At 41.0% G+C, this 26,998-nt stretch carries 28 protein-coding genes, 1 other RNA gene and 4 pseudogenes; 5 read left to right on the plus strand and 28 right to left on the minus strand.

Annotation, left to right across the window (positions count from 1 at the left end; all coding sequences use genetic code 11):
- From HSISS2_RS09775 to ffs, 5 genes and pseudogenes are all read right to left on the minus strand, one after another.
- Positions 1-500, minus strand: a pseudogene (locus HSISS2_RS09775) (M20/M25/M40 family metallo-hydrolase); the annotation flags it as partial.
- Between the two features lie 73 nt (positions 501-573).
- Positions 574-1,272: a 2,3,4,5-tetrahydropyridine-2,6-dicarboxylate N-acetyltransferase gene (gene dapD, locus HSISS2_RS09780; protein ID WP_002886999.1), complete on the minus strand. Its 699-nt coding sequence runs from the start codon at positions 1,270-1,272 to the stop codon at positions 574-576.
- Between the two features lie 85 nt (positions 1,273-1,357).
- Positions 1,358-2,110 (minus strand): HAD family hydrolase, encoded by a 753-nt coding sequence (locus tag HSISS2_RS09785; protein ID WP_021146552.1) that lies wholly within the window; start codon positions 2,108-2,110, stop codon positions 1,358-1,360.
- Positions 2,111-2,226: 116 nt separating this feature from the next.
- Positions 2,227-3,060 (minus strand): putative RNA methyltransferase, encoded by an 834-nt coding sequence (locus HSISS2_RS09790; RefSeq protein WP_021146553.1) that lies wholly within the window; start codon positions 3,058-3,060, stop codon positions 2,227-2,229.
- A gap of 7 nt (positions 3,061-3,067) precedes the next feature.
- An RNA gene (gene ffs / locus HSISS2_RS11170) (signal recognition particle sRNA small type) lies at positions 3,068-3,163 on the minus strand.
- A gap of 310 nt (positions 3,164-3,473) precedes the next feature.
- Between ffs and HSISS2_RS09795 the strand changes: the two genes are divergently transcribed.
- The 3 genes and pseudogenes from HSISS2_RS09795 to HSISS2_RS12255 form a co-directional block, all read left to right on the plus strand.
- Positions 3,474-3,638, plus strand: a complete 165-nt coding sequence (locus HSISS2_RS09795) for a class IIb bacteriocin, lactobin A/cerein 7B family (RefSeq protein ID WP_042767141.1) — start codon at positions 3,474-3,476, stop codon at positions 3,636-3,638.
- A gap of 50 nt (positions 3,639-3,688) precedes the next feature.
- The gene (locus tag HSISS2_RS09800; protein ID WP_021146555.1) at positions 3,689-3,826 is read left to right on the plus strand and encodes a class IIb bacteriocin, lactobin A/cerein 7B family; all 138 of its coding nucleotides are present in this window, start codon (positions 3,689-3,691) and stop codon (positions 3,824-3,826) included.
- 53 nt (positions 3,827-3,879) lie between these two features.
- A pseudogene (locus tag HSISS2_RS12255) lies at positions 3,880-4,119 on the plus strand (hypothetical protein); the annotation flags it as partial.
- A 101-nt stretch (positions 4,120-4,220) separates the two neighbouring features.
- On the opposite strand, the gene tadA reads toward HSISS2_RS12255, so the two are convergent.
- From tadA to HSISS2_RS09835, 7 genes and pseudogenes are all read right to left on the minus strand, one after another.
- Complete coding sequence (gene tadA / locus HSISS2_RS09805) at positions 4,221-4,739, minus strand: tRNA adenosine(34) deaminase TadA (RefSeq protein WP_008536135.1); 519 nt, start codon at positions 4,737-4,739, stop codon at positions 4,221-4,223.
- A gap of 830 nt (positions 4,740-5,569) precedes the next feature.
- Entirely contained in the window at positions 5,570-5,962 is a 393-nt protein-coding gene (locus HSISS2_RS09810; RefSeq protein ID WP_021146558.1) for a single-stranded DNA-binding protein, read from the minus strand.
- 188 nt (positions 5,963-6,150) lie between these two features.
- Positions 6,151-6,378 (minus strand): sulfurtransferase TusA family protein, encoded by a 228-nt coding sequence (locus tag HSISS2_RS09815; RefSeq protein ID WP_002887422.1) that lies wholly within the window; start codon positions 6,376-6,378, stop codon positions 6,151-6,153.
- A 14-nt stretch (positions 6,379-6,392) separates the two neighbouring features.
- A pseudogene (locus HSISS2_RS09820) lies at positions 6,393-7,423 on the minus strand (YeeE/YedE family protein).
- Between the two features lie 136 nt (positions 7,424-7,559).
- Positions 7,560-8,183: a YtpR family tRNA-binding protein gene (ytpR, locus tag HSISS2_RS09825; RefSeq protein WP_021146560.1), complete on the minus strand. Its 624-nt coding sequence runs from the start codon at positions 8,181-8,183 to the stop codon at positions 7,560-7,562.
- Between the two features lie 9 nt (positions 8,184-8,192).
- Positions 8,193-8,507: a thioredoxin family protein gene (locus HSISS2_RS09830; protein ID WP_008536132.1), complete on the minus strand. Its 315-nt coding sequence runs from the start codon at positions 8,505-8,507 to the stop codon at positions 8,193-8,195.
- Positions 8,504-8,788, minus strand: coding sequence for a DUF4651 domain-containing protein (locus HSISS2_RS09835; protein ID WP_021146561.1), 285 nt, complete (start codon positions 8,786-8,788; stop codon positions 8,504-8,506). Before HSISS2_RS09835 ends, HSISS2_RS09830 begins: the two co-directional genes overlap by 4 nt.
- Before the next feature lie 99 nt (positions 8,789-8,887).
- Between HSISS2_RS09835 and pepA the strand changes: the two genes are divergently transcribed.
- Both pepA and proC read left to right on the plus strand, forming a co-directional pair.
- Positions 8,888-9,955, plus strand: coding sequence for a glutamyl aminopeptidase (gene pepA / locus HSISS2_RS09840; protein ID WP_021146562.1), 1,068 nt, complete (start codon positions 8,888-8,890; stop codon positions 9,953-9,955).
- 15 nt (positions 9,956-9,970) lie between these two features.
- Positions 9,971-10,741, plus strand: a complete 771-nt coding sequence (proC, locus tag HSISS2_RS09845; RefSeq protein WP_021146563.1) for a pyrroline-5-carboxylate reductase — start codon at positions 9,971-9,973, stop codon at positions 10,739-10,741.
- A 26-nt stretch (positions 10,742-10,767) separates the two neighbouring features.
- Here the strand turns inward: proC and HSISS2_RS09850 are convergent, their stop codons facing one another.
- The 16 genes and pseudogenes from HSISS2_RS09850 to rpoB form a co-directional block, all read right to left on the minus strand.
- Positions 10,768-11,430 carry a CPBP family intramembrane glutamic endopeptidase gene (locus HSISS2_RS09850; RefSeq protein WP_021146564.1) on the minus strand — a complete coding sequence of 221 codons (663 nt, stop codon included), beginning with the start codon at positions 11,428-11,430 and terminating at the stop codon, positions 10,768-10,770.
- Positions 11,431-11,542: 112 nt separating this feature from the next.
- Positions 11,543-11,995, minus strand: a complete 453-nt coding sequence (locus HSISS2_RS09855) for a hypothetical protein (protein ID WP_021146565.1) — start codon at positions 11,993-11,995, stop codon at positions 11,543-11,545.
- 63 nt (positions 11,996-12,058) lie between these two features.
- Positions 12,059-12,715: a CPBP family intramembrane glutamic endopeptidase gene (locus HSISS2_RS09860; RefSeq protein WP_021146566.1), complete on the minus strand. Its 657-nt coding sequence runs from the start codon at positions 12,713-12,715 to the stop codon at positions 12,059-12,061.
- An 11-nt stretch (positions 12,716-12,726) separates the two neighbouring features.
- Positions 12,727-12,924, minus strand: a complete 198-nt coding sequence (locus HSISS2_RS09865; RefSeq protein ID WP_021146567.1) for a helix-turn-helix transcriptional regulator — start codon at positions 12,922-12,924, stop codon at positions 12,727-12,729.
- A 245-nt stretch (positions 12,925-13,169) separates the two neighbouring features.
- Positions 13,170-14,363, minus strand: coding sequence for an acetate kinase (locus HSISS2_RS09870; protein WP_021146568.1), 1,194 nt, complete (start codon positions 14,361-14,363; stop codon positions 13,170-13,172).
- 55 nt (positions 14,364-14,418) lie between these two features.
- Positions 14,419-15,375: a class I SAM-dependent methyltransferase gene (locus HSISS2_RS09875; protein WP_008536115.1), complete on the minus strand. Its 957-nt coding sequence runs from the start codon at positions 15,373-15,375 to the stop codon at positions 14,419-14,421.
- 44 nt (positions 15,376-15,419) lie between these two features.
- A complete protein-coding gene (gene comGG, locus HSISS2_RS09880) occupies positions 15,420-15,737 on the minus strand; it encodes a competence type IV pilus minor pilin ComGG (RefSeq protein WP_008536113.1) in 318 nt (105 codons plus the stop codon).
- A pseudogene (comGF, locus tag HSISS2_RS09885) lies at positions 15,715-16,151 on the minus strand (competence type IV pilus minor pilin ComGF). The gene comGG and the pseudogene comGF overlap by 23 nt, the downstream one beginning before the upstream one ends.
- The gene (comGE, locus tag HSISS2_RS09890; RefSeq protein WP_008536111.1) at positions 16,138-16,428 is read right to left on the minus strand and encodes a competence type IV pilus minor pilin ComGE; all 291 of its coding nucleotides are present in this window, start codon (positions 16,426-16,428) and stop codon (positions 16,138-16,140) included. Before comGE ends, comGF begins: the two are co-directional and overlap by 14 nt.
- The gene (gene comGD / locus HSISS2_RS09895; protein ID WP_008536109.1) at positions 16,400-16,828 is read right to left on the minus strand and encodes a competence type IV pilus minor pilin ComGD; all 429 of its coding nucleotides are present in this window, start codon (positions 16,826-16,828) and stop codon (positions 16,400-16,402) included. The genes comGE and comGD overlap by 29 nt, the downstream gene beginning before the upstream one ends.
- Positions 16,788-17,102, minus strand: coding sequence for a competence type IV pilus major pilin ComGC (gene comGC / locus HSISS2_RS09900; protein WP_037609465.1), 315 nt, complete (start codon positions 17,100-17,102; stop codon positions 16,788-16,790). The genes comGD and comGC overlap by 41 nt, the downstream gene beginning before the upstream one ends.
- Before the next feature lie 8 nt (positions 17,103-17,110).
- On the minus strand, positions 17,111-18,211 hold the full coding sequence (comGB, locus tag HSISS2_RS09905; RefSeq protein WP_134981461.1) for a competence type IV pilus assembly protein ComGB: 1,101 nt from the start codon (positions 18,209-18,211) through the stop codon (positions 17,111-17,113).
- Positions 18,093-19,034, minus strand: a complete 942-nt coding sequence (comGA, locus tag HSISS2_RS09910) for a competence type IV pilus ATPase ComGA (protein WP_008536104.1) — start codon at positions 19,032-19,034, stop codon at positions 18,093-18,095. Before comGA ends, comGB begins: the two co-directional genes overlap by 119 nt.
- A 96-nt stretch (positions 19,035-19,130) precedes the next feature.
- Positions 19,131-19,493: a DUF1033 family protein gene (locus HSISS2_RS09915; protein WP_021146573.1), complete on the minus strand. Its 363-nt coding sequence runs from the start codon at positions 19,491-19,493 to the stop codon at positions 19,131-19,133.
- A gap of 157 nt (positions 19,494-19,650) precedes the next feature.
- A complete protein-coding gene (gene rpoC, locus HSISS2_RS09920; RefSeq protein ID WP_042767143.1) occupies positions 19,651-23,289 on the minus strand; it encodes a DNA-directed RNA polymerase subunit beta' in 3,639 nt (1,212 codons plus the stop codon).
- Between the two features lie 100 nt (positions 23,290-23,389).
- Positions 23,390-26,971: a DNA-directed RNA polymerase subunit beta gene (gene rpoB / locus HSISS2_RS09925; RefSeq protein ID WP_021146575.1), complete on the minus strand. Its 3,582-nt coding sequence runs from the start codon at positions 26,969-26,971 to the stop codon at positions 23,390-23,392.
- Positions 26,972-26,998 lie beyond the last annotated feature (27 nt).

A 26,998-nucleotide genomic window follows, 5' to 3' on the forward strand; every position in this document is an offset into this window, starting at 1 on the left:
TAGTCGCAATGTCGCCTACTTTGAAATCTGGACGGACATGAAGGCCATAAAACTCATCTGGTAGCCAATCACCGAAGGCCCCGTCTTCATACATAAGCATACCACCAGCTTCATTTTCCTCAGCTGGCTGGAATAAGAAGAGCATATTATTTTAGGTTGAACCTCAACCATTTGGTCAAGAAGTCCAAGCGCTGTCGTCATATGAATATCGTGACCACAGGCATGCATACGACCCTCATGAGTAGATTTGAAGGGAAGACCTGTTTCCTCTTCAACCGGAAGAGCGTCAATGTCTGTACGCCAACCAATGGTTTTTCAGGAGCATATCCATGGAGATAAACCAGAATACCTGTACGCCAAGTACGTTGCTCCACAAAGTCCTTACCCTCAGTCATTTCAGCAATACGCTCTAAGAGATAAGCCTGGGTTTTAAACTCTTCCAAACCAATTTCTGGAATTTGATGAAGGTCTCGTCTGATTTTGATTAAATCAAGTGTCATTTTTATTTCCTTTTTTGTCTTATTTAATAGAGAATCTAGAAATAGAGGCCTTACGGCCTCTACTATCAATATGTTATAAGTTACGCAAGGCGTCTTCAAGTGCTGTTTTTTGTTGTGTTTTTTCATCAATTTCCTTGATGATGCGAGCTGGAACACCAGCTACAACGACATTTTCAGGAACATCTTGAGTAACGATAGCTCCAGCGGCAACGACTGAACCATTACCAACTTGAACCCCTTCGATAACAACAGCATTGGCACCGACAAGAACGTTATCACCGATACGAACTGGATCTGCTGAAGCCGGTTCAATCACACCAGCAAGGACCGCGCCCGCACCGATGTGGCTATTTTTACCAACAGTAGCACGACCACCAAGGATAGCCCCCATATCAATCATAGTACCAGCACCGATTTCAGCACCGATGTTGATAACAGCCCCCATCATAACGACAGCATTATCTTCGATAGTTACTTGGTCACGGATAATAGCACCTGGTTCGATACGTGCATTAAGGTGACGTTTATCAAGCAATGGAACAGCTGAGTTACGGCCATCTTGTTCCACAACGTAGTCCTTGTTTTCAGTCAAGTTGGCAAGAAGTGGTTCGATATCTTTCCAGTCTCCGAAAAGAACATTACCAAGCTTAGTGACAGAAGCTGGAACAGCAGTTGCCAATTCCCCTTCAAAGGTTACTTTAACATTCGTTTTCTTTTCTGCATTACCGATAAAAGCGATAATTTCTTGAGCAGACATTTTTTGTGCAGTCATGAGATTCTCCATTCACATAAAGTTAGGGATTATTATACCAAAAATTCTGATAATTGTCTTTGCTTTTGCCAAATAGAGTGTATTTTTATGTAAAACCTATCTTTAAAGCTTCTATATCCGTAATCACTCGGTTTGGCTTAATTGGGGAGTTCTCCAGTTCTCGGCGTGAGTAAGGAAAGGTATTGAGCAAGATACCATCAATCCCAACTCCTTCAGCTACGGCAATATCAGTCGTCAAATCATTTCCAACCATGACAGTCTCAGATGGCTTCAACCTATGATCAATCAAAACTTGCTTTAAAAACTCTGGTTGAGGCTTACAGATACCCGCATCCGAAGACAAGTAAATGGCATCAAAATAAGCTCTTAACTCCATTAGGTCAATTTCAGCGTTAGTAAAGGCTGCTTGAGCATTGGACAAGAGATAGAGACGACAGCCCTGCTCTTTTAGAAAGGCTAAAACTTCCTCAGTATGAGGATAAGCCATCAAGTATTTGCGAGATAAGACCCGAAAGACCATAGCTATCAGCTGCCCCCAGCCTTCTGGCTGATGAAGTCTACTAGACTGAAGACTAGCATCTTCATAAAGCTGGTTAAAAATGTGAGCTAGGTCAATTTCTGGATAAGCAACTCCTTTTAGAGCCACTAGGTCCTTGCGAGCCTGACCCACGCGCTTGGCATAAGCTTTTTTAAGAGCTTTCCCCTTATAATACGCCCCATAAGCTTGGTACAGTTGGGCTAGTTTATCCCATAACATAGGGTCTTTCTCATCGGTTAATATATCAACCAAGGTTCCATAAAAATCAAAAATATAGTTCTTATAAACGTTATTATTCATCGCTTTTACTCGTTACTAAACTTTTCTTCTGGATAATCCTCATCATACACCATTTAAGAAAACCAAACAAGCTTACCAAGATATTCTCCATCAAAAAAATCCCAACGGCGTTAGGATTACTTATCATTTTTGATACGACCAATCAGCAATTCTCCTGCAACCGTTAGCTGCCTTACTGAGGTCAAATCTAAAGTTTTTTTATCAACATGGAAGAAAAGAGGGGTCATCTCAGCAAATGCTTGAACATGCTCTGCTGGCATAGACCAAGTCTTAGAAATCATCACACGCTCCAAAAGCTCACAGGAGTCCTGAAAATGCTCCAGAACATCCTGGTTGGAATAAGCCTGCGCCTCTGGTAGTAATTGGCGAAACTCTTTAAGATGATCCTTATGAGGAATAACCTTGAAAATCAAGCCCTGATCAGTCAAAAGTCGTCCAAATTCTTGATAATTAGCTGGCGAAAAAATATCTAAGATCACATCGATACGGTGCTCACGCAAGGGCAGTTTAGCCAAATCACCAACGAACCAGGCCACGTTTTTCTGAGGATTTTGACGGGCCGCAAGAAGGATGGAGTCCTTAGATAAATCAAAGGCCATGAAATCCTTGTCAAACTCTAAAGCCAACTGACGGCTATAATAGCCCTCACCACAGGCAACATCTAGAACATGCGAATATCTAGGAAGGTCACGCAAGCGCTCTGAAATCACCTCAAGGATAGGATCATAATAGCCCGCTGCCAGAATATGACTTCTATTTTCAAAAGAAGCCATATCATAGTGCTTATCTCCCTTATTCTGTCTCAAAAAATTAACAAACCCCTGCTTTGCGATATTAAAGGTATGCCTAGTCTGACAAACCAGACTAGACTGGTCCAAACACATTGGTGCCTGACAGATGGGACACGCAAAAAGACTCTCTTGATCTTTAAAAACACTAAATTTGGCCATAAATCCTCCTCGACACCAAAAAAGAGCACACACCTGAAATCGCTTAGGGCTGCTGGATTCCTCCCCTGACCCGCTTCACGCACAGATGTTGCTCCGAATGATATTATACCATAAATCGAAGTGATTGCAAGTAGCGAACCCCCGATACTGTCAATGAAACTTATCCTCCAAACCTCCCTACAAATAACTTCGATCACTACCAACTTCTAACACCACAACTAAGGCCATAGTGACATCTATGTCACTACTTTTTATTTCTCCACTTTTTATAATAAAACCATAGCTTGAGGAAAAGACCAAAAGCTAGTGACAATGCTAACTCAATGGAAAGGAGAAAATTATTTTAGGATATCTCTTACTTCATGGTGAAGAGGCTAAGAGATTAAAGAACTCACCAAAAATAAAAGAGGAGAATGACAAAGATAACTAAAGAAATGAATGTTGCAGACCTAGCTGCAGTCACAGGAGGCGGATGGAAGATCAACATCGCTATTGGAGGACTCTGCCTAGCTTCAGGACCTATCGGAACTCTTGTATGTGTTGGTGCTTATAATGGCTACAAGGATTCTGCACGATAAGATGAAAGGAGACAACAACAATAATTAATAAACTCAAAACACATCAAAACATGACTCTTAAAGAGCTTGAAAGTGTATCAGGTGGGGCGGTTCCTTGGGCTGCTGTCTCCGTCGGGATTGCTGCTGCAAAGCTGACTTACGACCTAAGCTATGCCGTTGGTAAAACTTATTACAACCTCACACACTAACAATAAGAGCTTACACCATGATGACATCTCAAAGATTTTGAGGATGATAACCTATGAAAGATACAAGAAATCAAACAAACGATACTACTAATAAGCAATCATCTAAACGCAATAATTATCTGCTCGTAAAAGGGGCCTTGATTTGTATTATCTCTACCCTACTTCTGATACTTCTAATCAACCTTATCTTTTATGTACGATTGGGTACACCAATTATTGATACTAATTTGAAATCTGCTTGTAGTACTCTCATCTTCTTCCTCCCCATTTTTCTTTTGACAAGAGAGAAAGAAAACCTAAAGCTAAGACAGAGTAACTCATACAGTCTTCAAGAAAACAAAAACTCTCATTTCCCATTGAAAAATGCAAGCCCAAAAGGGCTTGCATTTTGCGCTTACATCTCTTGTATTGCTTCTAATTTTGCCAGACGTTTAGCTTCTTTCTTTCGTTCACGACTTTGACGGAAAAAGTTTTGCATGATTTCAGCACATTCTTTCTCCATAACACCAGTCTCAAGATCAACACGATGATTGAGACGCTCATCTCTTAGAATATCGTAAAGGCTCCCCGCTCCACCAAATTTTTGATTACTCGCTCCATAGATAACTTTAGGAATACGAGCCAGACCAATGGCGCCACTGCACATTACGCAAGGTTCAATAGTGACGAAAAGAGTGCAATCAAGCAAACGCCAATTACCAATGGTCCTATTTGCCTCCTGAATAGCCATGACCTCAGCATGCATGATTGCTTGGTTAAGTTCCTCACGCGCATTGTGTCCACGACCAACAATTTCTCCATCCTTAACAATAACACAGCCAATTGGGATTTCTGCCTTATCTAAAGATTTTTGGGCCTCCTTAAGAGCCTCAGACATGAAAAAGTCTTTCTCCTCTTGAGTAAAGTCAATCATAAATGTTACTCCTGTTCCAAGATTTTTCATATATCACCACAGAGTCAAAATGTCAGTGTGATGGTCTTCCATGATTTTAAAAAAGGAGGCTTCTAGACAACCGACCCTTTTTAAGGTTTTGGCGTACCCCCCTCGCTTAACTCTTTTTATTATAACATAAGAAAAGCTTGAGCAAGGGTAGCCTTACCAAAGTAGACAAAAAAGCTAAGACGAATCCGCTTAGCTTCAAACACATTAGTTTGGTGAATCTTAGGAGTCACACCAATGTGTTTCTCCAAGTCTAACGAAAAGTCAATGACCGCTTAACATCCTAATTAATATGTCAGTCGGAATGTCAACCAATTGTCTGTGAAATCATTATATCAACCTATAGACACATAACAAAAACGCAACTGTATCAAACAATTGCAAGGACAGTGTTCTAGTTAAGGTGTTCCACACTTTCCTTCCAAACAAATAATGTCTACTACAAAAGTAAAAGGTAACTTTCATAGCTTTTTCCTTACCCACCTATAGTTTATCATGAAACCTCTATCATTTAATTTAAAAATTGGTAATAAAACAATGATACAAATGAGGAGTAACTGTTAATTGTACACTTCGTTTTGAATAATTTTATAAATGCTGGAACCCTTGTTATCATTGCACTTGTCAACGATTTTAATTATTTTTTCCACTCTAACAAGGCCATTAACCACCCATAATTCTAAGTCTTATCTAATTTTACTGTTAATTAAGTCTTACAAGTGTTTAATATTTAACCCAATAATACTCTAACTTTGGCAAGAAAGAATATTTATTTTTTAGAAGCGACTAAGTAAACTGACAAACTAGAAGGGAAGTTCTTCTTCCAAAACAAGGTCAGCCAAGTCATTGTCAGGATTATTTTCCCTAACAGCACGCTGAGCACGACTCTCCAGAAGTTGGAAAGAGGAACAAAGCACCTCAGTAACGTAATGGGTTTGGCCATCCTTATCGTACTTACGGGTACGTAGCTCACCATCAAGAGAAATTAAACTCCCCTTGCTAGCATAAGATGCTAAGGTCTCAGCTAAACGGCCCCAAACCACCACTGTGATAAAGTCAGCCTCACGCTCTCCATTTTGCGCCTTATAGCGCCGATTAACCGCAACTGTGACACGTGTAAAAGACCTATCACTAGCAGTCTTAACCATCTCAGGTGTCGCTGTCAAACGTCCAATCAAAATAACTTTGTTATACATTTTTTTACCTCCACCTATCTATTCGTAAGAGGAAGTAAAAAATAGGTTATTTTTTAATAGTTTTAAAGATTCTCTCGATAGGATCCTTTCTAATACTCGAAGGTTATTATTTTTCTAGAAATAGTACTCCATCAGATGTTTTCATTACAACAATTAATCTTTAAATCTTCTCGACTCGCTTAGCTAACTCAACGTTTTTGAACCACAATTTCCCAAGAGGCAGGACCGACTTGGTCAAAGCGAGTTACAGGATAATCATTATCTGCAGCCCAGTTTGGAATACTTTCCGTTGCTTGCGTACAATCGAAAGCAATCAACAACTCATCTCCAACAGCCAATTCAGCCATTTTCTTCTTCGCATCAATCAATGGGAATGGGCATACCAATCCACCAGTTTCAAGTTTTACCAAAGTCATATTATATTCTCCTCTTAATTTTTGTTTGGTTTTACAAAGATAATGTAGGAAGCCGTCCAAACACCTAAAATAGTCACTGGCAAAGCAATCCATCCCTTACTAGAAAAATTGCTGTAGCTGTTAAACCGTTACCAATTGTACAGCCACCAGCCCATGAGGCACCAATTCCCATAAAAATCCCCCCTAGTGTGCTCTTACCAATGGTTGACAAGTCTGGCAAACGCCAGCGAAACTCTTGAGATCCCTTTGCAGCAAGAAAGGAACCAATAAAAATACCCAATACAAGAAAAACACCCCAACCAAGTTGCTTACTATCGCCTGTAATAATATAACTAATTAGATGTGCCGATGGTGTTGTAATCCCTAACCCTCCAACACGACCAGTCAGCTGACTAGCTGGCCAAGCAATTAAAGCAACAAGACCTATTAGAAGTCCTGCAAAATATTTATGGTAAGTTTTCTCAAAAAGGTAGTGTCTCACTCCCTTATATCTTGGTGGAAGAGAAGCAATCTGACGTCTGGGCTTACGTAACTCTCGAATTACAAAGAAACTTGTTATAACTACTAAGAAAACAAGAAGATACCAAACTGGAATTCCTAATTGACCAGCTAAATCATCATTAATTACCCAGTGCTTAGCTATTAATTGATTCAAAGGAACAAGAAATCCTGATTTCATAGCTGCCGCACTCGTCATATAAAAGAATAGTGCAACCCAACTACCCAGGAGCCCTTCTCCAGCACGATACCACGTTCCCGTGGCACATCCCCCCGCGAGAACAATTCCAATACCAAATAGATAGGAGCCCACAATCGCTCCTAACACGGAAAAGTCTTCATAAGGGTTTCCAATAATACCCAATTTAATCAAGAAAAGTACTCCTATACTTTCCACTGTGATTGCAATAAGGAAAGCGTAAAATAAGGTATTATTACGTGCAATATACATGTCTCGAAAACCACCCGTCAAACAAAAACGAGTTCGTTGTAAAATAAATCCAAATATCAAACCAATGAGCCCACCAGAAAGAACAGTCGTAAGCATAGGTACCTCCTAAAGTAAATGTTGATTACATTTTAAGAAAAATATTATAGCTTGCATAATCTTTCTTTTTTATGATTAGCTATAAACTTTCTTTATGACAAACAAAAAAGCGGATTATTACCGCTTCTTCTCTTACTTACCCTTTCCAGTGTTTGGCTGGATCAAAAGCCTCACCAACTACTGCTGAATCATCAAGTTCAATAATACCACGTTTTTGTGGGGCATTTGGAAGGGCCAACTCACGTGGGGCACACATCATACCATAACTATCTTCACCACGAAGTTTACCAGGGAAGATAAGGGCACCGCTAGGCATCATAGCACCTGGAAGAGCTACGATTGTTTTAAGACCGAGAGCTGCGTTTGGTGCTCCTGCAACGATTTGGACCTTCTTACCGCCGATATTCACTTGGCAGATGTTAAGGTGGTCACTATCTGGATGTGGAACCATTTCGTCAATTTGTCCAACCACAAAGACGGGACCCTGTGTATTTTCCAAGCGTTCTTCAAAACCTTCTTTGGCCAATTCCTCGTTCAAGACAGCTACATCTTGGTCTGACAAGAAAACTTGACCATTTCCATTAATATCAATGAGGCTTGATGCTTCAAAAATGTTCCAAGCAAGAGTCTTGCCTGTTTCATCAGCTGTGACACGCGCCACTTTACCTTTACGTTCTACGCTACGTTTAATGTCCTTAGTATCTTCCAAGATAACCAACAAAACGTCGCCAACTTGTTCTTTATTGTATGCAAAAATCATGGGTTCTCCTTATACTGTTGCCAAAAAGGCATTGATTTCTTCTTTGGTTTTACGAGCTTTATTGACCAGACGCCCCAATTCCTGACCTTTCTGAGTCACGACAAAACTTGGAATACCAAAAATATTCCAAGTTTGCGCCAAAGCCATATAATCATCACGGTTAACACGCACAAAGGTCATATCTGGATGGGCAGCCTCAATATCAGACATAACGGGATAGATAAACTGGCAGTCTGGACACCAATCAGCAGTGAAAAAGAAGACCACTTTTTGGTCACTGTCAACATAACCTGCAAGTTCTTCGAGATTCTTCGGAATAATCATGCCTGCTCCTCCTCATAAGTCAAGACATCATCAGCATAGGCAAAACGATAAGTCCGCCCATCTTCTAATACGATACCTCCCGTAAGCCCTGGATTTTCCTTATCAGTAGGATTCGTATAGAGAACGGCAATAGTCCCTAAATATGATAGTTCTTGTCTAATATTTTGAATTAATACGGTATTCTTTGCTTCTACATGTGAGCGTCTCTGCTTTTCTGCCATTGCCAAGAGACTTAAAGCTCCTAGCCCACCAGCAAACAAAGCTAATGTTTTACGTTTCATATGAAACATTTTACCATATTTTTAGAGGAATGGGGAGAGGCTACCTATCTCTTGAGAATCGTGCTAAAATAGTAGCATGTACTACTCAAGGAGGATTTTATGACTACTCTATTTGACAAAATTAAGGAAGTCACCGAGCTTGGTGCTACTTCAGGATTTGAGGCTCCTGTACGCAACTACCTTCGCAAAACTATCACGCCACTCGTAGATGAGGTGCAAACAGATGGCCTCGGCGGTATTTTCGGTATTAAGTACAGTCAGGCAGAAAATGCCCCTAAGGTGCTTGTGGCTGCCCACATGGACGAAGTCGGCTTTATGATTAAGGAAATCAAGGCAGACGGGACTTTCCGTGTCGTCGAACTTGGTGGCTGGAACCCACTGGTTGTCAGCTCTCAACGCTTTACCCTACACACACGTGACGGTCATGTCTATCCTGTCATCTCAGGTTCAGTACCACCTCATTTCTTACGTGCTAGCGGTGGCGCTGCAAGTCTTCCTAGTGTCTCTGATATCGTCTTTGATGCTGGTTTTGCCAACCAAGAAGAAGCTAATGCCTACGGTGTTTTCCCGGGTGATGTCATCATTCCTCAATCAGAAACTATTCTCACAGCCAATCAAAAAAACGTGATTTCTAAAGCCTGGGATAACCGTTATGGTGTCCTCATGATTCGTGAACTCTTGGAAAATGTCAAAAACCAAGAACTCAACAATACTCTAATCGCTGGGGCTAACGTTCAAGAAGAAGTCGGTTTACGTGGTGCTCATGTTTCAACCACAAAATTTAATCCTGAGCTCTTCTTTGCGGTAGACTGCTCTCCTGCAGGTGATATCTATGGTAATCAAGGTAAGGTAGGCGACGGTACCCTTATTCGTTTCTTCGACCCAGGACATATCATGCTGCCAAATATGAAGGATTTCCTTTTGACTACTGCTGAAGAAGCTGGTATCAAATACCAATACTACTGTGCTGCAGGTGGTACTGATGCTGGTGCCGCTCACTTGCAGAATGCTGGTATTCCATCAACAACCATCGGCGTTTGTGCCCGTTACATCCACTCACACCAAACCCTTTATGCTTTGGATGACTTCCTAGAAGCACAAGCCTTTTTACAAGCCATTGTTAAGAAGTTGGATCGTTCAACAGTGGATTTGATTAAGAACTACTAAGACAAGGAGTAACCCATGATTATTGGTTTTATCGGCGTTGGAAAGATGGCAACAGCCATTATCAACGGCCTAAACACAAGCTCACATCGTATTATTATTTCAGGGTCTTCCTTGGCTCGTTCACGCCAAATTGCAGAGGAACTAGAGGTTGAAGCTGCTGCTTCCCATCAAGAATTGTTGGATAAGGCTGATTTGGTCATCCTAGGTATCAAACCTCAAATGTTTGATAAGGTACTAACTGGCCTCACTTTCCATCAACCTATCATGAGTATGGCTGCTGGAGTAACCTTGGAACGCCTCGCTTCACTCACTAGTCCAGACCTACCTCTTATTCGTATCATGCCTAACCTTAATGCTCAGATTCTTAAGAGCACTACTGGTCTTTGCACCAACGATAAGGTATCCGAGGACCTTTTGGCAGTTGCCAAGGAAATCACAGACAGTTTTGGAACCACTGTCGAATTGGCTGAAAAGGACTTTGATACCTTTACTGCCCTAGCTGGTTCAAGCCCGGCCTACATTGCCCTTTTTATCGAGGCACTAGCCAAGGCTGGCGTCAAAAATGGCCTAAGTAAACAGGTTGCTCTGACCATTGCCACACAGACAGTTCTAGCTACTGCTGAAAACCTTAGTCTGGGTAGCGACAGCCCACATGATCTTATTGACAAGGTTTGTAGCCCTGGTGGGACCACTATCGCCGGCCTCATGGACCTTGAGCGTACAGGCCTCACCCATAGTGTGGTTTCAAGTATTGATACAACCATTGCTAAAGCTAAAAAACTATAAGAAAAAAGCTCGGAAAATTCCGAGCTTTATTTGATATATGGCGCTAACAATTGTAGGAGTAACATCATTGAAACCGCAATACTATTGTTAATCATATGAGCCATGATACTATATTCTAGCTTCTTAGATACACGATAAACAGTTGCAAGGACAAGGCCCATACCTCCATATATAATCCAGACACCCATACTATTAGGCGTATGAACAAGGCCAAAGAGTAAACCACTTAGAATCAAACCAACAATAGAATCTGGATTAAAGACCCGTCCCATAAGAAGCCCTCTAAAAACCAACTCTTCCACAATCGGTGCCATAATCACTGTAATTGTTATAAGAACAAAGGGATTCATATGGGCATTTTCTATGGCTGCCTGATTGGTGCTGTTACTAACACCTTCCCACATCATGACCATTGCACCAAGCCCAGTGACAATGTAAATACCTAGGTAGGTCAGGCCAATCATTCCCCATGCCTTCATGGAAGACAGCGCCCTAAAGCCCTCAAGAAGACCCATACGTTTGCCCAAGAAAAGAGCTCCTGCACTAATGAGTAGCATAACCAAAATTAGGAGACTAACTGCCCTCACATCTTTAACACGAACAAATATGGTTGGAGTCTGTTCAATACACAAAATTAGGAAAGCCAGTAAGAAATAAAGAAAGCGTTTTAAAATGGACACTTTGTTCATAAGAAGCTACCTCTTTTTATTGTTATTTTGTACCTTTATTATAATACAATTCAACTACTTTGACAAGAAACCGTGAAAATAAGAGATTCAATCTTGAAAAGATGAGGGACTCTTATCCTATTTTAGATAGAATGATACGAATAAGGACAAATCCTACAACTAAGCCATAGAGCAAGACAGATAAGACTGTAACATATGGCAACTGAATATTAACAAAGGCATATAGGGCAATCAAAGCAAAGATAAGCAAAAACTCCAGAACCAGTGTTGCAACTGCTGTCACCTGCAAAATCTGTTTATTTCGCTCATCATAGGTAGCAATGTACATCTGGTGAAGACGTTTCGAATGCCTAAGCGCTGCAAAATAATAAATCGACAGGGCGTAACTCCCAATGGTAACCCCCACTACTAATCCTAGTGCAAAATCACTAAGACTGTTAGAGCGAACAATAAATAATCCCAAAATACCCAAAGAAAAGAAAGAACATGCTACTCGGGCTATGTATCTTTTATACTCTGATTCTGTTTTTTCTTTCCTAACGTTTTTAATAACATATCTTAACATTCCTTTCATTATCCTTTAAAAGAGCAAGATAAAATTCCTCAATGATAACTTTAAACATTCACCTTAAACAAAAAGGCTGAGTAGGACAGCTATACTGTTGTTTAAAATATGAACACCCATACTGTACTCGATATGCTTAGTCTTATAGTAAGTTATGGCAAGACCAGCTGACATAATGCCATAGACGACAATTGTTTGAGGCGTAAATGCTGAGTGACCTGCCATAAAGAGAAGACTGGAAATAACAAGACCTGTCTTAAAGTATTTTCCAAAGAGTACCTTAGCTAAGAGTCCCCTAAAAATAATTTCTTCCATAATAGGAATAATAAAACCGGCAACTACTAGGTAAAGATAGAATGGTACGTGAATAAATATCTTATTTAAAGCAGCTTGATTTTCCATAGCTGCATTGTGTGTTAACTGACCTACAAAATACCCTAGAAGATCACCTAGGAAAAAGATGACGAGATTAAGAGAAGCAATCGCAACGAGACGTCTCCAATTAATCTCTTTAAGCGATAAGAGTTTAAATCTATAAGCAATCACGATAAAAATAGCCAAACTCCCTAATGCCCAAACACCGTAACCTATTTGCTCCACAAGTGAAAACTTACCATCCTGAGTAAGTAGTGGGAAAGCACCTAATAGTGTTAAATCTAAGATTAGTAGAGTGAGCGCTAAAACAATAACACCAATTTTCTTCATGACTTGTTTAAACATATCTTTTCTCCTTAATCTTCCTCAAAAAGAAAGACTTCTTCAATAGTCTTTCCAAAATACCTAGCAATTTTAAAAGCTAGTTCCAAGGACGCATTATAGCGACCTTTTTCGAGTGAAATGATGGTCTGCCTCGTGACTCCCATCTCATCTGCTAACTCTGCCTGACTAATCTTATTAGCCTTGCGAAGTTCCTGAATCTTTGTTTCCATATGATACCTCAACCTTATAGTTTATTCTCAAATAGTTAAACTCCCATCTCTTTGTTAAGTTAACTTCACATCTATAGTATAGTTCACTTAACATATTTTGTAAAGTCTATTTTGCATTTTTTGTAAAGTTTTCTTTACTTATCGAATGACATATCCGGATATAGGCGAATAATTCTTTCCAAGTACTCAAAAAAGCTGGCCAATCACTCAGCCAACTTTTCTGGTCTTATCAATTTTTTGATAACTTATTTAGATTTAAGGCGCTCAACATCACGCGCAATCACCAATTCTTCATCTGTTGGGATGACAAAAACTTTAACAGGTGACTCTGCTGTTGTAATATCGCCAACATGTCCAAAGACATTCTTTTCAGGATCCACTTCAATACCAAACCAAGTCAAACCATCTAAAATTGAAGAACGAACTTCTGCAGAATTTTCACCGATACCTGCCGTAAAGACAATGGCATCTGCTCCGTTCAATACGCCAAAGTATTGAGCAATGTATTTACGCAAACGATCTACATAAAGATTGTAGGCTAAAATACATTTTTCATCTCCTTCATTTTTACCAGCAATGATATCACGCATATCGCTTGATTTTTCAGAGATACCAAGGAGTCCTGATTCTTTATTAAAGACGTGACGAATACGTTCAGCATCGGCCATATCAGGCTCACGGTCAATGATGAATGGAATAATCGCAGGGTCAAGATCCCCAGTACGTGTTCCCATCATAACCCCACCAAGTGGTGTCAATCCCATTGACGTGTCTACTGATTTACCACCGTCCACGGCAGTAATTGAAACACCATTTCCAACATGGGCTGTGATAATCTTAGTTTCTTCAATAGGTTTTCCTAGTAGCTTAGCTGCTTCTTGAGAAACATATTGGTGGCTTGTTCCGTGTGCTCCGTATTTACGAACTTGATAGTCTGTATAATAACGATTAGGCACTGGATAACGGTAAGCCACTTCTGGCATAGATGTATGGAAGGCTGTGTCAAAAACAGCAACACTGGTAATATCTGGGAGGAGCTCCTTAAAGGCACGAATCCCTGAGGCTGCGCCAGGATTATGAAGTGGAGCCAAAGCAGACAATTCTTCGATTTTCGCTAATGCTTCATCATCTACCAAACTTGATTCTTTGAAATACTCACCACCAGCAACCACTCGATGACCTACACCTGTGATTTCATCATAATTCTTGATGATATTAAAACGAATCAAATCATCAAGTACGATTTTTACAGCCTGAACATGATCGGTAATATCTAAAATCTGCGTTTCAGAATCATTATCAAACTTAACTGTTGAAATAGAGTCTTTTAATCCGATACGCTCAATCAACCCTTTGGCAAGTACAACTTCAGATGGCATTTCATACAATTGCCATTTCAAACTTGAACTTCCTGCATTGATTGCGATTGTTTTTGTCATAAGTCACCTCTTTGTAAAACGCTTTCAGTAATATAGTCTTATTTTATCATGTTTTTTATAAAATGGAATTGTCTGATTTCCATTTTTGGAAATTCTCAGTAAAATCTTTGAGAATCTCTGGATTTTGTAAATCACTAAGCGGATAAACAAAGGTCTCTGGAGCATTTTCTGTTTGCTTTTTAAGCACAAAGATAGACTTCATATTGTGTTTATTGCCAAAAGCTGCTTCAGGAAGAGTGATTACAGCAATAATATCAGCATATCCTGATAGCCACTTCTTAAGCAAATCACTTTGTGGACTCGTTAAAAGATTAGTTGGTGCCAAAAGAATAGCAATACCGTCTTTCTTCAAGTACTTAAGCGATTGCTCCATAAGAAGATGATGGGCATATGTGTGTTCACCAGTTGCTGCCACCTTGAAACGACTCGCAATTTCATCATTAGGGTAGTAACCTACTGGAAGGTCACTGATAATAACATCGCTTTCTTTGAGGATATGGGGGCGAACTGCGTCTTCTTGAATGTAAACCGCTTTTGAGTTCACTACATCCGCAATACTGGCTGACAAATCAATAAGCAAATCGTCAACTTCCATCCCCATATAATTAAGGTTTTTGTGACTATTATTTAAAAGAGTCTCTGCCAAGTTACCTGTACCTGAACCAATCTCCAAGACATCTAATTGATTGTCCTTAGTCAAACCCTCAAGTAGGTAAAGAATGATAAATCCAATAGCATCTGGTGTAAATTGGTGATTGGCTTGTAAGGCTTCCAACTGCCCTAGTTTGATAAACAAAAACTGAAAGGCTCGACGCCACTCCTCTTTACTTAGATTAAGGGCACGTAATTTCTCGTTATTTTTGATGATAAGTTCGTTATCAACGTCAGCCCCCAAATAATAGGAATTTTGCTCGATAAGGGCATCGTAAGCATGGGTCCCAAGATCATTTTCAATGGTTTGGACATTTTCTAACAACAGCGCAAAAGCTGTCTCAATTGCTTCAAAATTCATGATTTCCTCCGTCCCTCTATCATATCAAAAAGGGGGGAGAATTGCTATTTCTGGTCCTCTTTCTTCACATAGTGATAGGTCTTGGTGTGTCCTTCATTCTCAACTCTAATAATCATCTTCTTGTCTTTTACCTCATAAGTCGTATTTCCCTGAGCAAAACTAAAAGAACCCGACTCCTTATCAGCCAAATCCACCGTCATTTCTGCCATAAGTCGACTCTGACTAGCTACTGTTTGTGCTTGATTTTGTCTAGAGCTAGCAACTACCCTATCCAAATAAACCTGAAGAAGAAGTGTAAAAATGCCAGCCATAAAAAGGGAATAGAGGAGAACACCTCCCCTAACTTGTTTTTTCAAAAGCATAAACGAAACTCCTTTGCAGACCATTTTTAAGAATAACTTCAATGGTGACTATCTGATTTTTTTGACTGATTGTACTAGATTTTAAACCGAAAAGCATGGGTTGATAGCCTCGACCATCGGCGTTAGTTTTCGAAAATCAGAAGCATTTGAGATACCAAATGCCAAGTCTTGATTATCCTGCTTGACATAAAGCTTGTTGCCTTCTACTTTAACCAACTGACAACCTTCTAACTCTGCCTCCATTTGTTGGACAAACAGAAGCCAATCTTGATTTTCTTGTTGTCTTACCTGTTTAACATTGCTCACCAGAACGGTGGTTAAGCCTTGATATACTTGGACAGAACCAGCTATAACCAGTAAGGCTACCAGACATTCCAAAAGGGTAAAGGCGCGAACCTTACTATTTAGAGACATGAGTAATTTCCTTTCCTGATTCATAAACTGTGATGCCTTGCTTGCTACGTTTCACTGTTACCGTGATGCCATTTAAGGTCAACTGATCCTGTTTGGTCTGGACGGCCATAGTTGCCACACTCAAGACCTCTTGTTGATGAAGATTCTTAGCCATTAACCTACGATTAGTGTTAATTTGCTCTAAGATGAGGCTACTGACAAGCACTAAAACGGCCATGGCTACCAAACTTTCGATGAGAATATAGCCTCTAAGAGACCGTCTTTTTATATTTTCCACTGCCCATGTTAAGCTGATAAGTCACCACCTCCTTGTTACTTGAGAAACGAATCTTACTAAGACTAGAATTGCCTCCTTTAGCATCAAATACTAGGGTCTGCCCCTTATCCAGATGAATGTTTTCAGGAATAGAGAGACTGGTTCTTCCATTACTAATCTTATCCTTAGTCAGCTGCAATTCAATGTTAGTCCCTTCCGCTGCTGCCAAGCGCTGACTATCCCGGTACAGATACTCAAAGCGTAGATAAAAAAGATTAGTCTCGACTTGCTGAAAAATACCCGTCACTGACCCTGACAAACTCAGAGTAAGAAAAGCAACGACTGCTAATGTCACCAAGCTTTCCAACAAGGTGAAGGCCCTAATTGGCAACTGAGCGGCTTTCACCACCATGTTTCGCATAATAATCATTGTATGAATCTGCCTGTTTTTGTGTAATTTGACCTGATGACACAAGAGCTGCTAAACTAGCTGTCTTGTTATTTTTCATTTCATAGAGTTCTGCTTGAGAATCCACAACTTTGACGACAGCTGCATTTCCAGTTTCTTTTACAGAATCCTTTTGCTTACTCAAGTTAGGAACAAAGAGCAAAAGAAGAATACTGATAATGAGCAACACGACCAGCATTTCAATCAGAGTAAAAGCACGTAACTTAACGGCATTCAATTTTTTCAACATCAATTTCATGACATCATTCCTTCCATATTTTGATACATCGGTAATAACATGGCTGCATAGATCATTACAATCACGACAGCAACAATAACAAAAATGAGGGGTTGTACAAAGGTTGTCGCCTTATTAAGACGGTTAAAGAAGGTCTGCCAAACCTCTTCAGCATAGACTTCAAGCTCATAGCCCAACCTAGCATTAGCCTCCCCATAGGCAATAATTAGGGAGAGCTCCTCAGTGAAAAACGGATGACTGGCAATACGTTCAGGGAAACTCTGCCCCAGCATCAAGGCTTCTTCTAAATCGGTTCCCAACTCACGAAAGAGCTTGGATTTTTGCTCTTGCATAAGAGCCACTAAATCTAGCAAGTCAACGCCTTGACCTAATAGATTTCCCCACTCCCTAGCATAATAGGCTGTCGTGTAAAGCCTTACTGTCTGACCAATAAATAGAATTTTGGCCATTCGCCTATAAAAAACAAGAGCTGACTGTCGTTTCACCCAGACATAGAGGAGAATCCCTAACACAAGGAATCCAAACAAACTCACAAAGAACAACTGAGGAAACATTTGAACCAGTTGTACTGCCCAGTTATCCTTACCATCACCTTCTAAAAGCTGTGGTAAAAGATAATTTTTGAGCCCAAACATAATCAAAATCAGGAACCCCAAAAGCAAGATAGGATAAGTCGCCACTTCCATGAGTTTCTTACGAACCTTGGTCATGCGAAGCATATAGGTTTCAATCTTAGTCAAGCTCCCTAAAAGATCTCCATGCTTGTCAGCAAGTGCAATCTGAGTGACAATATTATCCGAAAAGCCCACTGATGCAAACATCTGGTCCAATCTCTCACCTCGCATTAAACTCTCTTTCATAAGAGATAATGAGGATTCTTTCAACAAATGACTGCGCTCCAAGAAAGCCACAATTTCAGTTAGGGTGAATCCTGCCTTCAAGAGTTGTTTGAAAAGCTGAATAACCTTGACTTGTTGGTTAATCTTTAATTTTCTCCCCTTGGATATCCCTTTCAGTGAGATGTCCCTGTTTAACCAAGTCTTCCAGTTGCTGGTTCCAGCTGGTTGACGAATGGTTTTGGAAACTTTCTTTGGCAAAATCAATCACCCCTCCTCCCTTTATCAAACGCATATAGGCAATACCTTGAAGCGCATTATCCAATTCAGACTTGTCTACACCAAGGTCCAGGAGGCGTTCATAAACACCGGCCACACTCTTGGCGTGAATGGTTGAAAGAACAGTCACTCCTGTCAGACTAGCCCTAATAACAGCTCGGGCAGTCTCTCTATCCCGAATTTCTCCAATAATCAGAACATCCGGACGATGACGCAGAGATAGCTTTATTAAATTATCATAGGTCATATCAATCGCCTGATTAACCTGGAGCTGCAAGACATTATCCTGTTTAATCTCTACAGGATCCTCAATTGAAATCACCTGTTGCCCCTTAAAACGCTCCTGTACCAAGGCATGCATAAGCGTCGTCTTCCCAGAGCCCACAGGACCTGCAAAAAGGTACAAACCTCGATAATCCAATGCATCCACAATTGGCTGAATCCCTTGATTCCAGTACGTTAACTCTCTTCGTTCGGAATGAAGAACACGAATAACCAGGCTTTCCAAGCCTCGATAGTCTCCAACAGTTGATAAACGCAGAGAAACCAAGTGACCATCACCACAATCATAATCACAAGAGCCCAGTTGACTCCTACGCTTCTCACCCACCATCATTCCTGCCACAAATTTAAAGTGACCAATAAGACTAGCCATGAAATCAGGCCGATATACATCAATCAATCTCCTCTCCTGCCCAATTCGCATATAGAGCTCGTAATTATCCTGACGTGGAATAATATAGATGTCTTGAGCCCCACAACTATCAGCATTTTTGATCATTTCCTTAGCAAATTCTGTTACCATAAGGACCTCCTCATAGTCCTATTCGCAAAAGATTGTAAAAAATAAGGAAAATGAAAAAAAGCTCGAAAACTTCGAGCTTCAATTCAATAATCCTGATTATCGTTTTATTTTACAATGAGCATGAGTTGGAAGGTCATTACGCTTTTCATAGCCTGGACGATATTTTTCCTCAGGAATTTCCTTCCAATCATCCAAGAGGGCGATAGATTGGTAAACCTGCAGATATTCGTTACACTCCTCACACCAATGCTTATCCTTTTGATCCCAAAAGGCAGTCATGACACTACTACGACTAATATAGCTTGGCAAGATTTCTTCCATGGCAAACCAAAGTTTTTTGTAGTACTTTAGAGCATCGTAAAAATCTTCAAATTCCTTTGTGCTGATAATATCCTCTTGCCAGCCTTCTAAGAACCACCACGGCTCCAAGTCACCTTTCATCTCAACTACTTGGTACATCTTTCTTTCTCACTTCATCTTTTGTTTTCCTATTATACAAAATTTTCTGGGAAAGATAAAAAAATGGTTTTATTTTTCATGTTTATCAAGAAAAGAAGACATTCTGGTCATATAAATACAAAAAGGACTCACAGCTGTGAGCCCTTTTACTGTAATCTTAGTCTTCAGATGTTTCCACAATTGCTTCATCAACAGCAATGTTTTCAATAACTTCAACTTCGTTAACTGAAAGTGGTTCAATGTTACGGTAGCGAGCCATACCTGTACCAGCAGGGATAGTCTTACCAATGATAACATTTTCTTTAAGACCAAGAAGATGGTCTTTCTTACCACGGATAGCAGCATCTGTGAGGACACGTGTTGTTTCTTGGAAGGAAGCCGCAGACAAGAATGAATTTGTTTCAAGTGAGGCTTTAGTGATACCAAGAAGAACTGGACGTGATGTTGCAGGAAGACCACCAGAAATAACAATATCCTTGTTAGCATCTGTGAAATCTGCAATGTCCATAAGTGTTCCTGGAAGAAGATTTGTGTCACCTGGATCCATGACACGTACTTTACGAAGCATTTGACGAACCATTACTTCGACGTGCTTGTCTCCGATTTCTACCCCTTGGCTACGGTAAACTTTTTGTACTTCTGCAAGAAGGTAAGTTTCAACTGACAAGGTATCACGAACTTCAAGAAGGTGTTTTGGTTGGATTGAACCTTCTGTAAGAGCGGCACCACGGTGAACTTCATCTCCCACTTCAACTTTCATACGAGCTGTAAATGGTACAACATATTCACCCATGCCAGTTTTACCTTGAACGAAGACCTTCTTAGTACGTGTTGCAGCATCTTCTTCGATTTCGATAACATTACCCTTAACTTCAGTAATGACCGCTTCCCCTTTAGGGTTACGAGCTTCAAAGATTTCCTGGATACGTGGAAGACCTTGTGTGATATCGGTGTTTGAGGCTACCCCACCGGTGTGGAAGGTACGCATAGTGAGCTGTGTACCAGGTTCCCCGATAGATTGGGCAGCGATAGTACCAACCGCTTCACCAACTTCAACCGCATCACCAGTTGCCAAGTTAATACCATAACAGTGACGGCAGACACCGTGGCGTGTGTTACATGTAAATACTGAACGGATAGTGACTTCTTCAACACCAGCATTGACAATAGCAGCAGCCATTTCTTCAGTAATCAAGGTATCTGGACCTACGATGACTTCACCTGTTGTAGGATTCTTAACTGATTTCTTAGTGTAACGACCTTGAAGACGTTCTTCAAGTGTTTCTGTAACCTCTTTACCATCAGTAATCGCACGAATGAGAAGACCACGGTCTGTTCCACAGTCATCTTCACGGATGATAACATCTTGGGCAACGTCTACCAAACGACGAGTCAAATAACCTGAGTCGGCTGTCTTAAGGGCCGTATCGGTCATACCTTTACGAGCACCGTGAGTTGAGAAGAACATTTCCAAAACGCTCAAACCTTCACGGAAGTTTGAAAGGATAGGCAATTCCATGATACGTCCGTTAGGAGCGGCCATCAAACCACGCATACCGGCAAGTTGGGAGAAGTTAGAGATGTTACCACGAGCTCCTGAGTCCATCATCATAACGATTGGGTTCTTAGAATCTTGTGTCTCAATCAGACGTTTTTCAAGTGCTTCTTTAGCTTCACGCCATGTTGTTGTAACAGCAACATAACGGTCATCATCTGTCATCAAACCACGACGGAAGGCTTTGTTAATTTCTTCAACACGGTGGTGAGCAGCATCAATAATTTCTTGTTTGTTATCAATAACTGGGATATCGGCGATACCAACGGTCAAACCAGCAAGTGTTGAGTGATAGTAACCAAGGTCTTTCAAACGGTCAAGGAAGGCTGACGTTTCAGTCGTGCGAAGACGTTTGAAGGTTTCAGCGATGATGTTACCAAGATTTTTCTTCTTAAATGGTGCATTGATTTCCAAACTATCAATAACGGTTTGGATATCTTGACCTGGTTCAAGGAAGTATTTATCTGGCGTACTATCGGTCAAGTTTTCATTTGTGATTTCTTGGAGGTATGGAATTTCTGCTGGAATAATCTCGTTAAAGAAGATTTTACCAACGGTTGTTACCATAATCTTGTGAAGTTGGTTTTCTTTCCAAGGTTTATCAGGCATGCTGTCTACAGCAATACCGACACGGCTATGCAAGTGAACATAACCATTACGATAAGCCATCACTGCCTCATCAATATCCTTGAAGACAATACCTTCACCTTCACGGCCTTTTTCTTCCATTGTCAAGTAGTAGTTACCAAGAACCATGTCCTGAGATGGTGTTACGACTGGTTTACCATCTTTAGGGTTAAGGATGTGTTCTGCTGCAAGGAGGAGCAAGCGTGCTTCAGCTTGAGCTTCTTCAGACAATGGAACGTGAATGGCCATTTGGTCACCGTCAAAGTCGGCATTGTAGGCTTCACAGGCAAGTGGGTGGAGGCGAAGGGCCTTACCATCAATCAAGACTGGTTCAAAGGCCTGAATCCCCAAACGGTGGAGGGTAGGTGCGCGGTTAAGAAGTACTGGGTGTTCCTTAATGACATCTTCAAGAATATCCCAAATACGTTCATCACCACGTTCAACCATACGTTTAGCGGCTTTCACGTTGCCTGCGTATTCACGCGCAACGATTTCACGCATAACAAATGGTTTGAAAAGTTCGATGGCCATCAAACGTGGCACACCACATTGATACATTTTAAGTGTTGGACCAACAGCGATAACAGAACGTCCAGAGAAGTCAACACGTTTACCAAGCAAGTTTTGACGGAAACGGCCTTGTTTACCTTTAAGCATGTGGCTCAAAGATTTAAGTGGACGACTACCTGGTCCAGTGATTGGACGACCACGACGTCCATTATCAATAAGGGCATCTACCGCTTCTTGCAACATACGTTTTTCATTTTGCACGATGATACCTGGGGCATTCAATTCAAGCAAACGAGCCAAACGGTTGTTACGGTTGATAACACGACGATAAAGATCGTTCAAGTCAGATGCTGCAAAACGGCCACCATCCAATTGAACCATCGGACGAAGATCTGGTGGCAATACTGGCAAGATGTTAAGTACCATCCATTCTGGTTTGTTACCAGACTTGTAGAAGGCATCAAGAACGTCCAAACGACGAACAGCCTTAACACGTTTTTGACCAGTTGCTGTCTTCAATTCTTCCTTAAGTTCAGCAATTTCAGCTTCCAAATCCACTTGTTTTAAGAGTTCTTGGATGGCTTCTGCACCCATTTTAGCGACGAATGAACCATGTCCATACTCTTGCAATTTTTCGCGGTATTCACGTTCAGTCAAGAGAGATTTTGGTTCAAGTGGTGTTTCTTTTGGATCGATAACCACGTAAGCTGCGAAATAAATAACTTCTTCAAGCGCACGAGGGCTCATATCCAAAGTCAATCCCATACGAGAAGGGATTCCCTTGAAGTACCAGATATGTGATACTGGTGCTTTCAACTCGATGTGACCCATACGTTCACGACGAACCTTAGCACGTGTTACTTCAACACCACAGCGGTCACAAACGATACCTTTATAACGGATACGTTTGTATTTTCCACACGCACATTCCCAGTCCTTAGTTGGACCAAAGATCACTTCATCAAAGAGACCTTCACGTTCTGGTTTGAGCGTACGGTAGTTGATTGTTTCAGGTTTCTTAACTTCACCATAAGACCATGAACGGACTTTAGTTGGTGAAGCTAGTGTGATTTGCATACTTTTAAATCGATTTACGTCAACCACTAGTATTACCTTTCTTTTTTCTATTGACAATAGTAGCTCTATTGTCACCTTTATCAGCTACCTTAGAGGGGGAAGAATCTTCCACTTCTAAAGCTTATGTTTATTCTTCTTTATTTGAAGCTTCTTCTTTAGCTTTTTCTAATTCAGCAGCTTCTTTGGCCTGTTGCACACGTGCTTTTTCAAGATCGTCAACGTGCATAACGTCGTCATCTTCACCTTCATCAAGATCACGCAATTCAACTTCATGATCGTCTTCGTCAAGGACACGCATGTCAAGACCGAGTGATTGCAATTCTTTTACAAGTACTCGGAATGATTCTGGAACGCCTGGTTTTGGAATTGGTTTACCTTTAGTAATCGCTTCATAGGCTTTCAAACGTCCGTTAACATCATCAGACTTGTAAGTCAAGATTTCTTGAAGAATGTTTGAAGCACCGTAAGCTTCAAGGGCCCAAACCTCCATCTCACCGAAACGTTGTCCACCAAATTGTGCTTTACCACCAAGAGGTTGTTGAGTAACAAGTGAGTAAGGACCAACTGAACGAGCGTGAAGTTTATCATCAACCATGTGGTGAAGTTTGATCATGTACATGACACCAACTGACACACGGTTATCAAATGGTTCACCTGTACGTCCATCGTAAAGGATTGTCTTAGCATCACTATCCATACCAGCTTCACGAACAGTATCCCAGAGGTCTTCTGAGCTTGCTCCGTCAAAGACTGGTGTTGCGATGTGAATACCCAAGTTACGAGCAGCCATACCAAGGTGAAGTTCCATAACTTGTCCGATATTCATACGTGATGGCACCCCAAGTGGATTCAACATGATATCAACTGGTGTACCGTCTGGAAGGTAAGGCATGTCTTCAACCGGAACAATACGAGAAACAACCCCTTTGTTACCGTGACGACCGGCCATCTTATCTCCGACCTTGATCTTACGTTTTTGAGCAATGTAAACACGAACAAGCATGTTAACACCTGATTGCAATTCATCACCGTTGGCACGTGTAAAGATTTTAACATCACGAACGACACCATCACCACCGTGAGGAACACGAAGTGACGTATCACGTACTTCACGAGATTTGTCACCAAAGATAGCGTGGAGAAGACGTTCTTCAGCAGAAAGGTCTTTTTCACCCTTAGGTGTTACCTTACCAACAAGAATGTCACCTTCTTTAACCTCAGCACCGATACGGATAATACCCATTTCGTCAAGGTCTTTAAGGGCTTCTTCACCAACATTTGGCAATTCACGTGTGATTTCTTCAGGCCCAAGCTTTGTATCACGTGTTTCTGATTCGAATTCTTCCAAGTGAACAGATGTATAAACATCATCTTTCACAAGACGTTCACTCATGATTACGGCATCCTCGAAGTTGTAACCTTCCCATGTCATGTATGCGACGATAGGGTTTTGACCGAGGGCCATTTCGCCACCTTCCATAGATGGACCGTCAGCGATGAAGTCACCTTTTTCGACAATATCGCCAACCTTAACCAAAGTACGTTGGTTGTAAGCAGTACCTGAGTTTGAACGGCGGAATTTTTGAACAGTATAAACATCAAGCGAACCATCTTCACGACGAACTTCAACCTTATCGGCATCAGAGTAAACAACTTTACCATCATGTTGAGCGATGACAGCAGCCCCTGAATCGTGGGCAGCTTGATATTCCATACCAGTACCAACAAATGGTGCTCTTGGATCAATCAATGGCACAGCTTGACGTTGCATGTTGGCACCCATGAGGGCACGGTTAGAGTCATCGTTTTCCAAGAATGGAATACATGCTGTCGCAACGGCAACTACCTGTTTAGGAGAAACATCTACGAAATCTACAAGGTGTGATGGGTACTCTTGGTTATTACCTTGGTGACGACCCATGACGATTTCTTCTGCAAATGTTCCATCTTCATTCAATTTAGAGTTGGCCTGAGCAACTGTGTACTCATCTTCTTCATCAGCAGTCAACCAAACCACTTCGTTGGTTACTTTACCAGTTGCACGGTCAACCTTACGGTATGGTGTTTGAATGAAACCATACTTGTTAAGGTGTCCATATGAAGACAAGTTATTAATCAAACCGATGTTAGGTCCTTCAGGTGTCTCGATTGGACACATACGACCATAGTGTGTATAGTGCACGTCACGAACTTCGTATCCGGCACGGTCACGTGTCAAACCACCAGGTCCCAAGGCTGACAAACGACGTTTGTGTGACAACTCTGACAATGGGTTGTGTTGGTCCATGAACTGTGACAATTGAGAAGAACCAAAGAATTCTTTAACCGCTGCAGTTACAGGACGAATATTGATAATTTGTTGCGGTGTCAGGACTTCGTTATCTTGAACTGACATACGTTCACGCACGTTACGTTCCATACGAGCCAAACCAATACGGAATTGGTTAGCAAGCAATTCACCAACGGCACGGATACGACGGTTACCAAGGTGGTCGATATCGTCTACTTTACCGATACCTTCAGCAAGGTTAAGGAAGTAGCTCATTTCAGCCAAGATATCCGCTGTCGTCAAAGCACGAACCTTATCGTCTGGATTGGCATTACCAACAATTGTAACCACACGATCTGGATCATTTGGTGCAACAACCTTGAATTTTTGAAGAACAACAGGTTCTGTAACCACCGCATAATCGTTTGGTGTGTATACAAATTTGTTCAAATCACCATCCAAGTGTTCTGCGATTGAATCAATCACATCACGTGTCATTTCAGTACCAGCTTCAACAAGGATTTCACCTGTTTCAGAATCTACCAAGTTTTCAGCAATAGTTTGTCCCAAAAGACGTGTCTTGATGTTAAGTTTTTTGTTAACTTTGTAACGACCAACAGCAGCCAAGTCATAACGACGTGGGTCAAAGAAACGAGCTACAAGCAAGCTACGTGAACTGTCGGCAGTTTTAGGTTCACCCGGACGAAGACGTTCATAAATTTCTTTAAGCGCTTCATCAGTACGTGAATCTGCTGGGTTTTTGTGGATATCTTTTTCAACAGTGTTGCGAACCAACTCGCTATCACCAAAGATATCAACAATTTCGTCATCACCTGAGAATCCAAGCGCACGCACAAGCGTTGTGAATGGAATCTTACGTGTACGGTCGATACGAGTATAGGCGATGTCTTTTGAATCTGTTTCAAGTTCAAGCCATGCCCCACGGTTAGGGATAACTGTTGAGCCATAACCCACTTTACCGTTTTTATCAACCTTATCGTTAAAGTAAACACCCGGTGAGCGCACCAACTGAGAAACGATAATACGTTCACCACCATTGATGATGAAAGTACCCATCTCAGTCATAATAGGGAAATCTCCAAAGAAGACTTCCTGAGTTTTGATTTCACCAGTTTCTTTGTTAATAAGACGGAAAGTCACAAAGATTGGTGCTGAGTATGATGCATCGTGGATACGAGCTTCTTCAAGTGTATACTTAGGCTCTTTCAATTCGTAACCAACGAATTCCAATTCCATAGTGTCTGTGAAGTTTGAGATAGGAAGTACATCCTCAAAAACCTCTTTAAGACCAGTATCCAAGAAATCTTTAAATGAATCCGTTTGGATTTCAATCAAGTTTGGTAAATCAAGAACTTCTTTGATTCTTGAAAAACTACGACGGGTACGATGTTTCCCGTATTGAACGTCATGTCCTGCCAAGTCTTCTACTCCTTTTCTACATTCGAG

Source organism: Streptococcus sp. HSISS2 (assembly GCF_000448665.1).
GTDB classification, from domain to species: Bacteria; Bacillota; Bacilli; order Lactobacillales; family Streptococcaceae; genus Streptococcus; species Streptococcus raffinosi.

Excerpts from the sequence above, each read along its gene's own strand:
- dapD (WP_002886999.1), bottom strand. The coding sequence starts at position 1,272 with ATGACTGCACAAAAAATGTCTGCTCAAGAAATTATCGCTTTTATCGGT.
- HSISS2_RS09785 (WP_021146552.1), bottom strand. The coding sequence starts at position 2,110 with ATGAATAATAACGTTTATAAGAACTATATTTTTGATTTTTATGGAACC.
- HSISS2_RS09790 (WP_021146553.1), bottom strand. The coding sequence starts at position 3,060 with ATGGCCAAATTTAGTGTTTTTAAAGATCAAGAGAGTCTTTTTGCGTGT.
- HSISS2_RS09795 (WP_042767141.1), top strand. The coding sequence starts at position 3,474 with ATGACAAAGATAACTAAAGAAATGAATGTTGCAGACCTAGCTGCAGTC.
- HSISS2_RS09800 (WP_021146555.1), top strand. The coding sequence starts at position 3,689 with ATGACTCTTAAAGAGCTTGAAAGTGTATCAGGTGGGGCGGTTCCTTGG.
- tadA (WP_008536135.1), bottom strand. The coding sequence starts at position 4,739 with ATGATTGACTTTACTCAAGAGGAGAAAGACTTTTTCATGTCTGAGGCT.
- HSISS2_RS09810 (WP_021146558.1), bottom strand. The coding sequence starts at position 5,962 with ATGTATAACAAAGTTATTTTGATTGGACGTTTGACAGCGACACCTGAG.
- HSISS2_RS09815 (WP_002887422.1), bottom strand. The coding sequence starts at position 6,378 with ATGACTTTGGTAAAACTTGAAACTGGTGGATTGGTATGCCCATTCCCA.
- ytpR (WP_021146560.1), bottom strand. The coding sequence starts at position 8,183 with ATGATTTTTGCATACAATAAAGAACAAGTTGGCGACGTTTTGTTGGTT.
- HSISS2_RS09830 (WP_008536132.1), bottom strand. The coding sequence starts at position 8,507 with ATGATTATTCCGAAGAATCTCGAAGAACTTGCAGGTTATGTTGACAGT.
- HSISS2_RS09835 (WP_021146561.1), bottom strand. The coding sequence starts at position 8,788 with ATGAAACGTAAAACATTAGCTTTGTTTGCTGGTGGGCTAGGAGCTTTA.
- pepA (WP_021146562.1), top strand. The coding sequence starts at position 8,888 with ATGACTACTCTATTTGACAAAATTAAGGAAGTCACCGAGCTTGGTGCT.
- proC (WP_021146563.1), top strand. The coding sequence starts at position 9,971 with ATGATTATTGGTTTTATCGGCGTTGGAAAGATGGCAACAGCCATTATC.
- HSISS2_RS09850 (WP_021146564.1), bottom strand. The coding sequence starts at position 11,430 with ATGAACAAAGTGTCCATTTTAAAACGCTTTCTTTATTTCTTACTGGCT.
- HSISS2_RS09855 (WP_021146565.1), bottom strand. The coding sequence starts at position 11,995 with ATGTTAAGATATGTTATTAAAAACGTTAGGAAAGAAAAAACAGAATCA.
- HSISS2_RS09860 (WP_021146566.1), bottom strand. The coding sequence starts at position 12,715 with ATGTTTAAACAAGTCATGAAGAAAATTGGTGTTATTGTTTTAGCGCTC.
- HSISS2_RS09865 (WP_021146567.1), bottom strand. The coding sequence starts at position 12,924 with ATGGAAACAAAGATTCAGGAACTTCGCAAGGCTAATAAGATTAGTCAG.
- HSISS2_RS09870 (WP_021146568.1), bottom strand. The coding sequence starts at position 14,363 with ATGACAAAAACAATCGCAATCAATGCAGGAAGTTCAAGTTTGAAATGG.
- HSISS2_RS09875 (WP_008536115.1), bottom strand. The coding sequence starts at position 15,375 with ATGAATTTTGAAGCAATTGAGACAGCTTTTGCGCTGTTGTTAGAAAAT.
- comGG (WP_008536113.1), bottom strand. The coding sequence starts at position 15,737 with ATGCTTTTGAAAAAACAAGTTAGGGGAGGTGTTCTCCTCTATTCCCTT.
- comGD (WP_008536109.1), bottom strand. The coding sequence starts at position 16,828 with ATGCGAAACATGGTGGTGAAAGCCGCTCAGTTGCCAATTAGGGCCTTC.
- comGA (WP_008536104.1), bottom strand. The coding sequence starts at position 19,034 with ATGGTAACAGAATTTGCTAAGGAAATGATCAAAAATGCTGATAGTTGT.
- HSISS2_RS09915 (WP_021146573.1), bottom strand. The coding sequence starts at position 19,493 with ATGTACCAAGTAGTTGAGATGAAAGGTGACTTGGAGCCGTGGTGGTTC.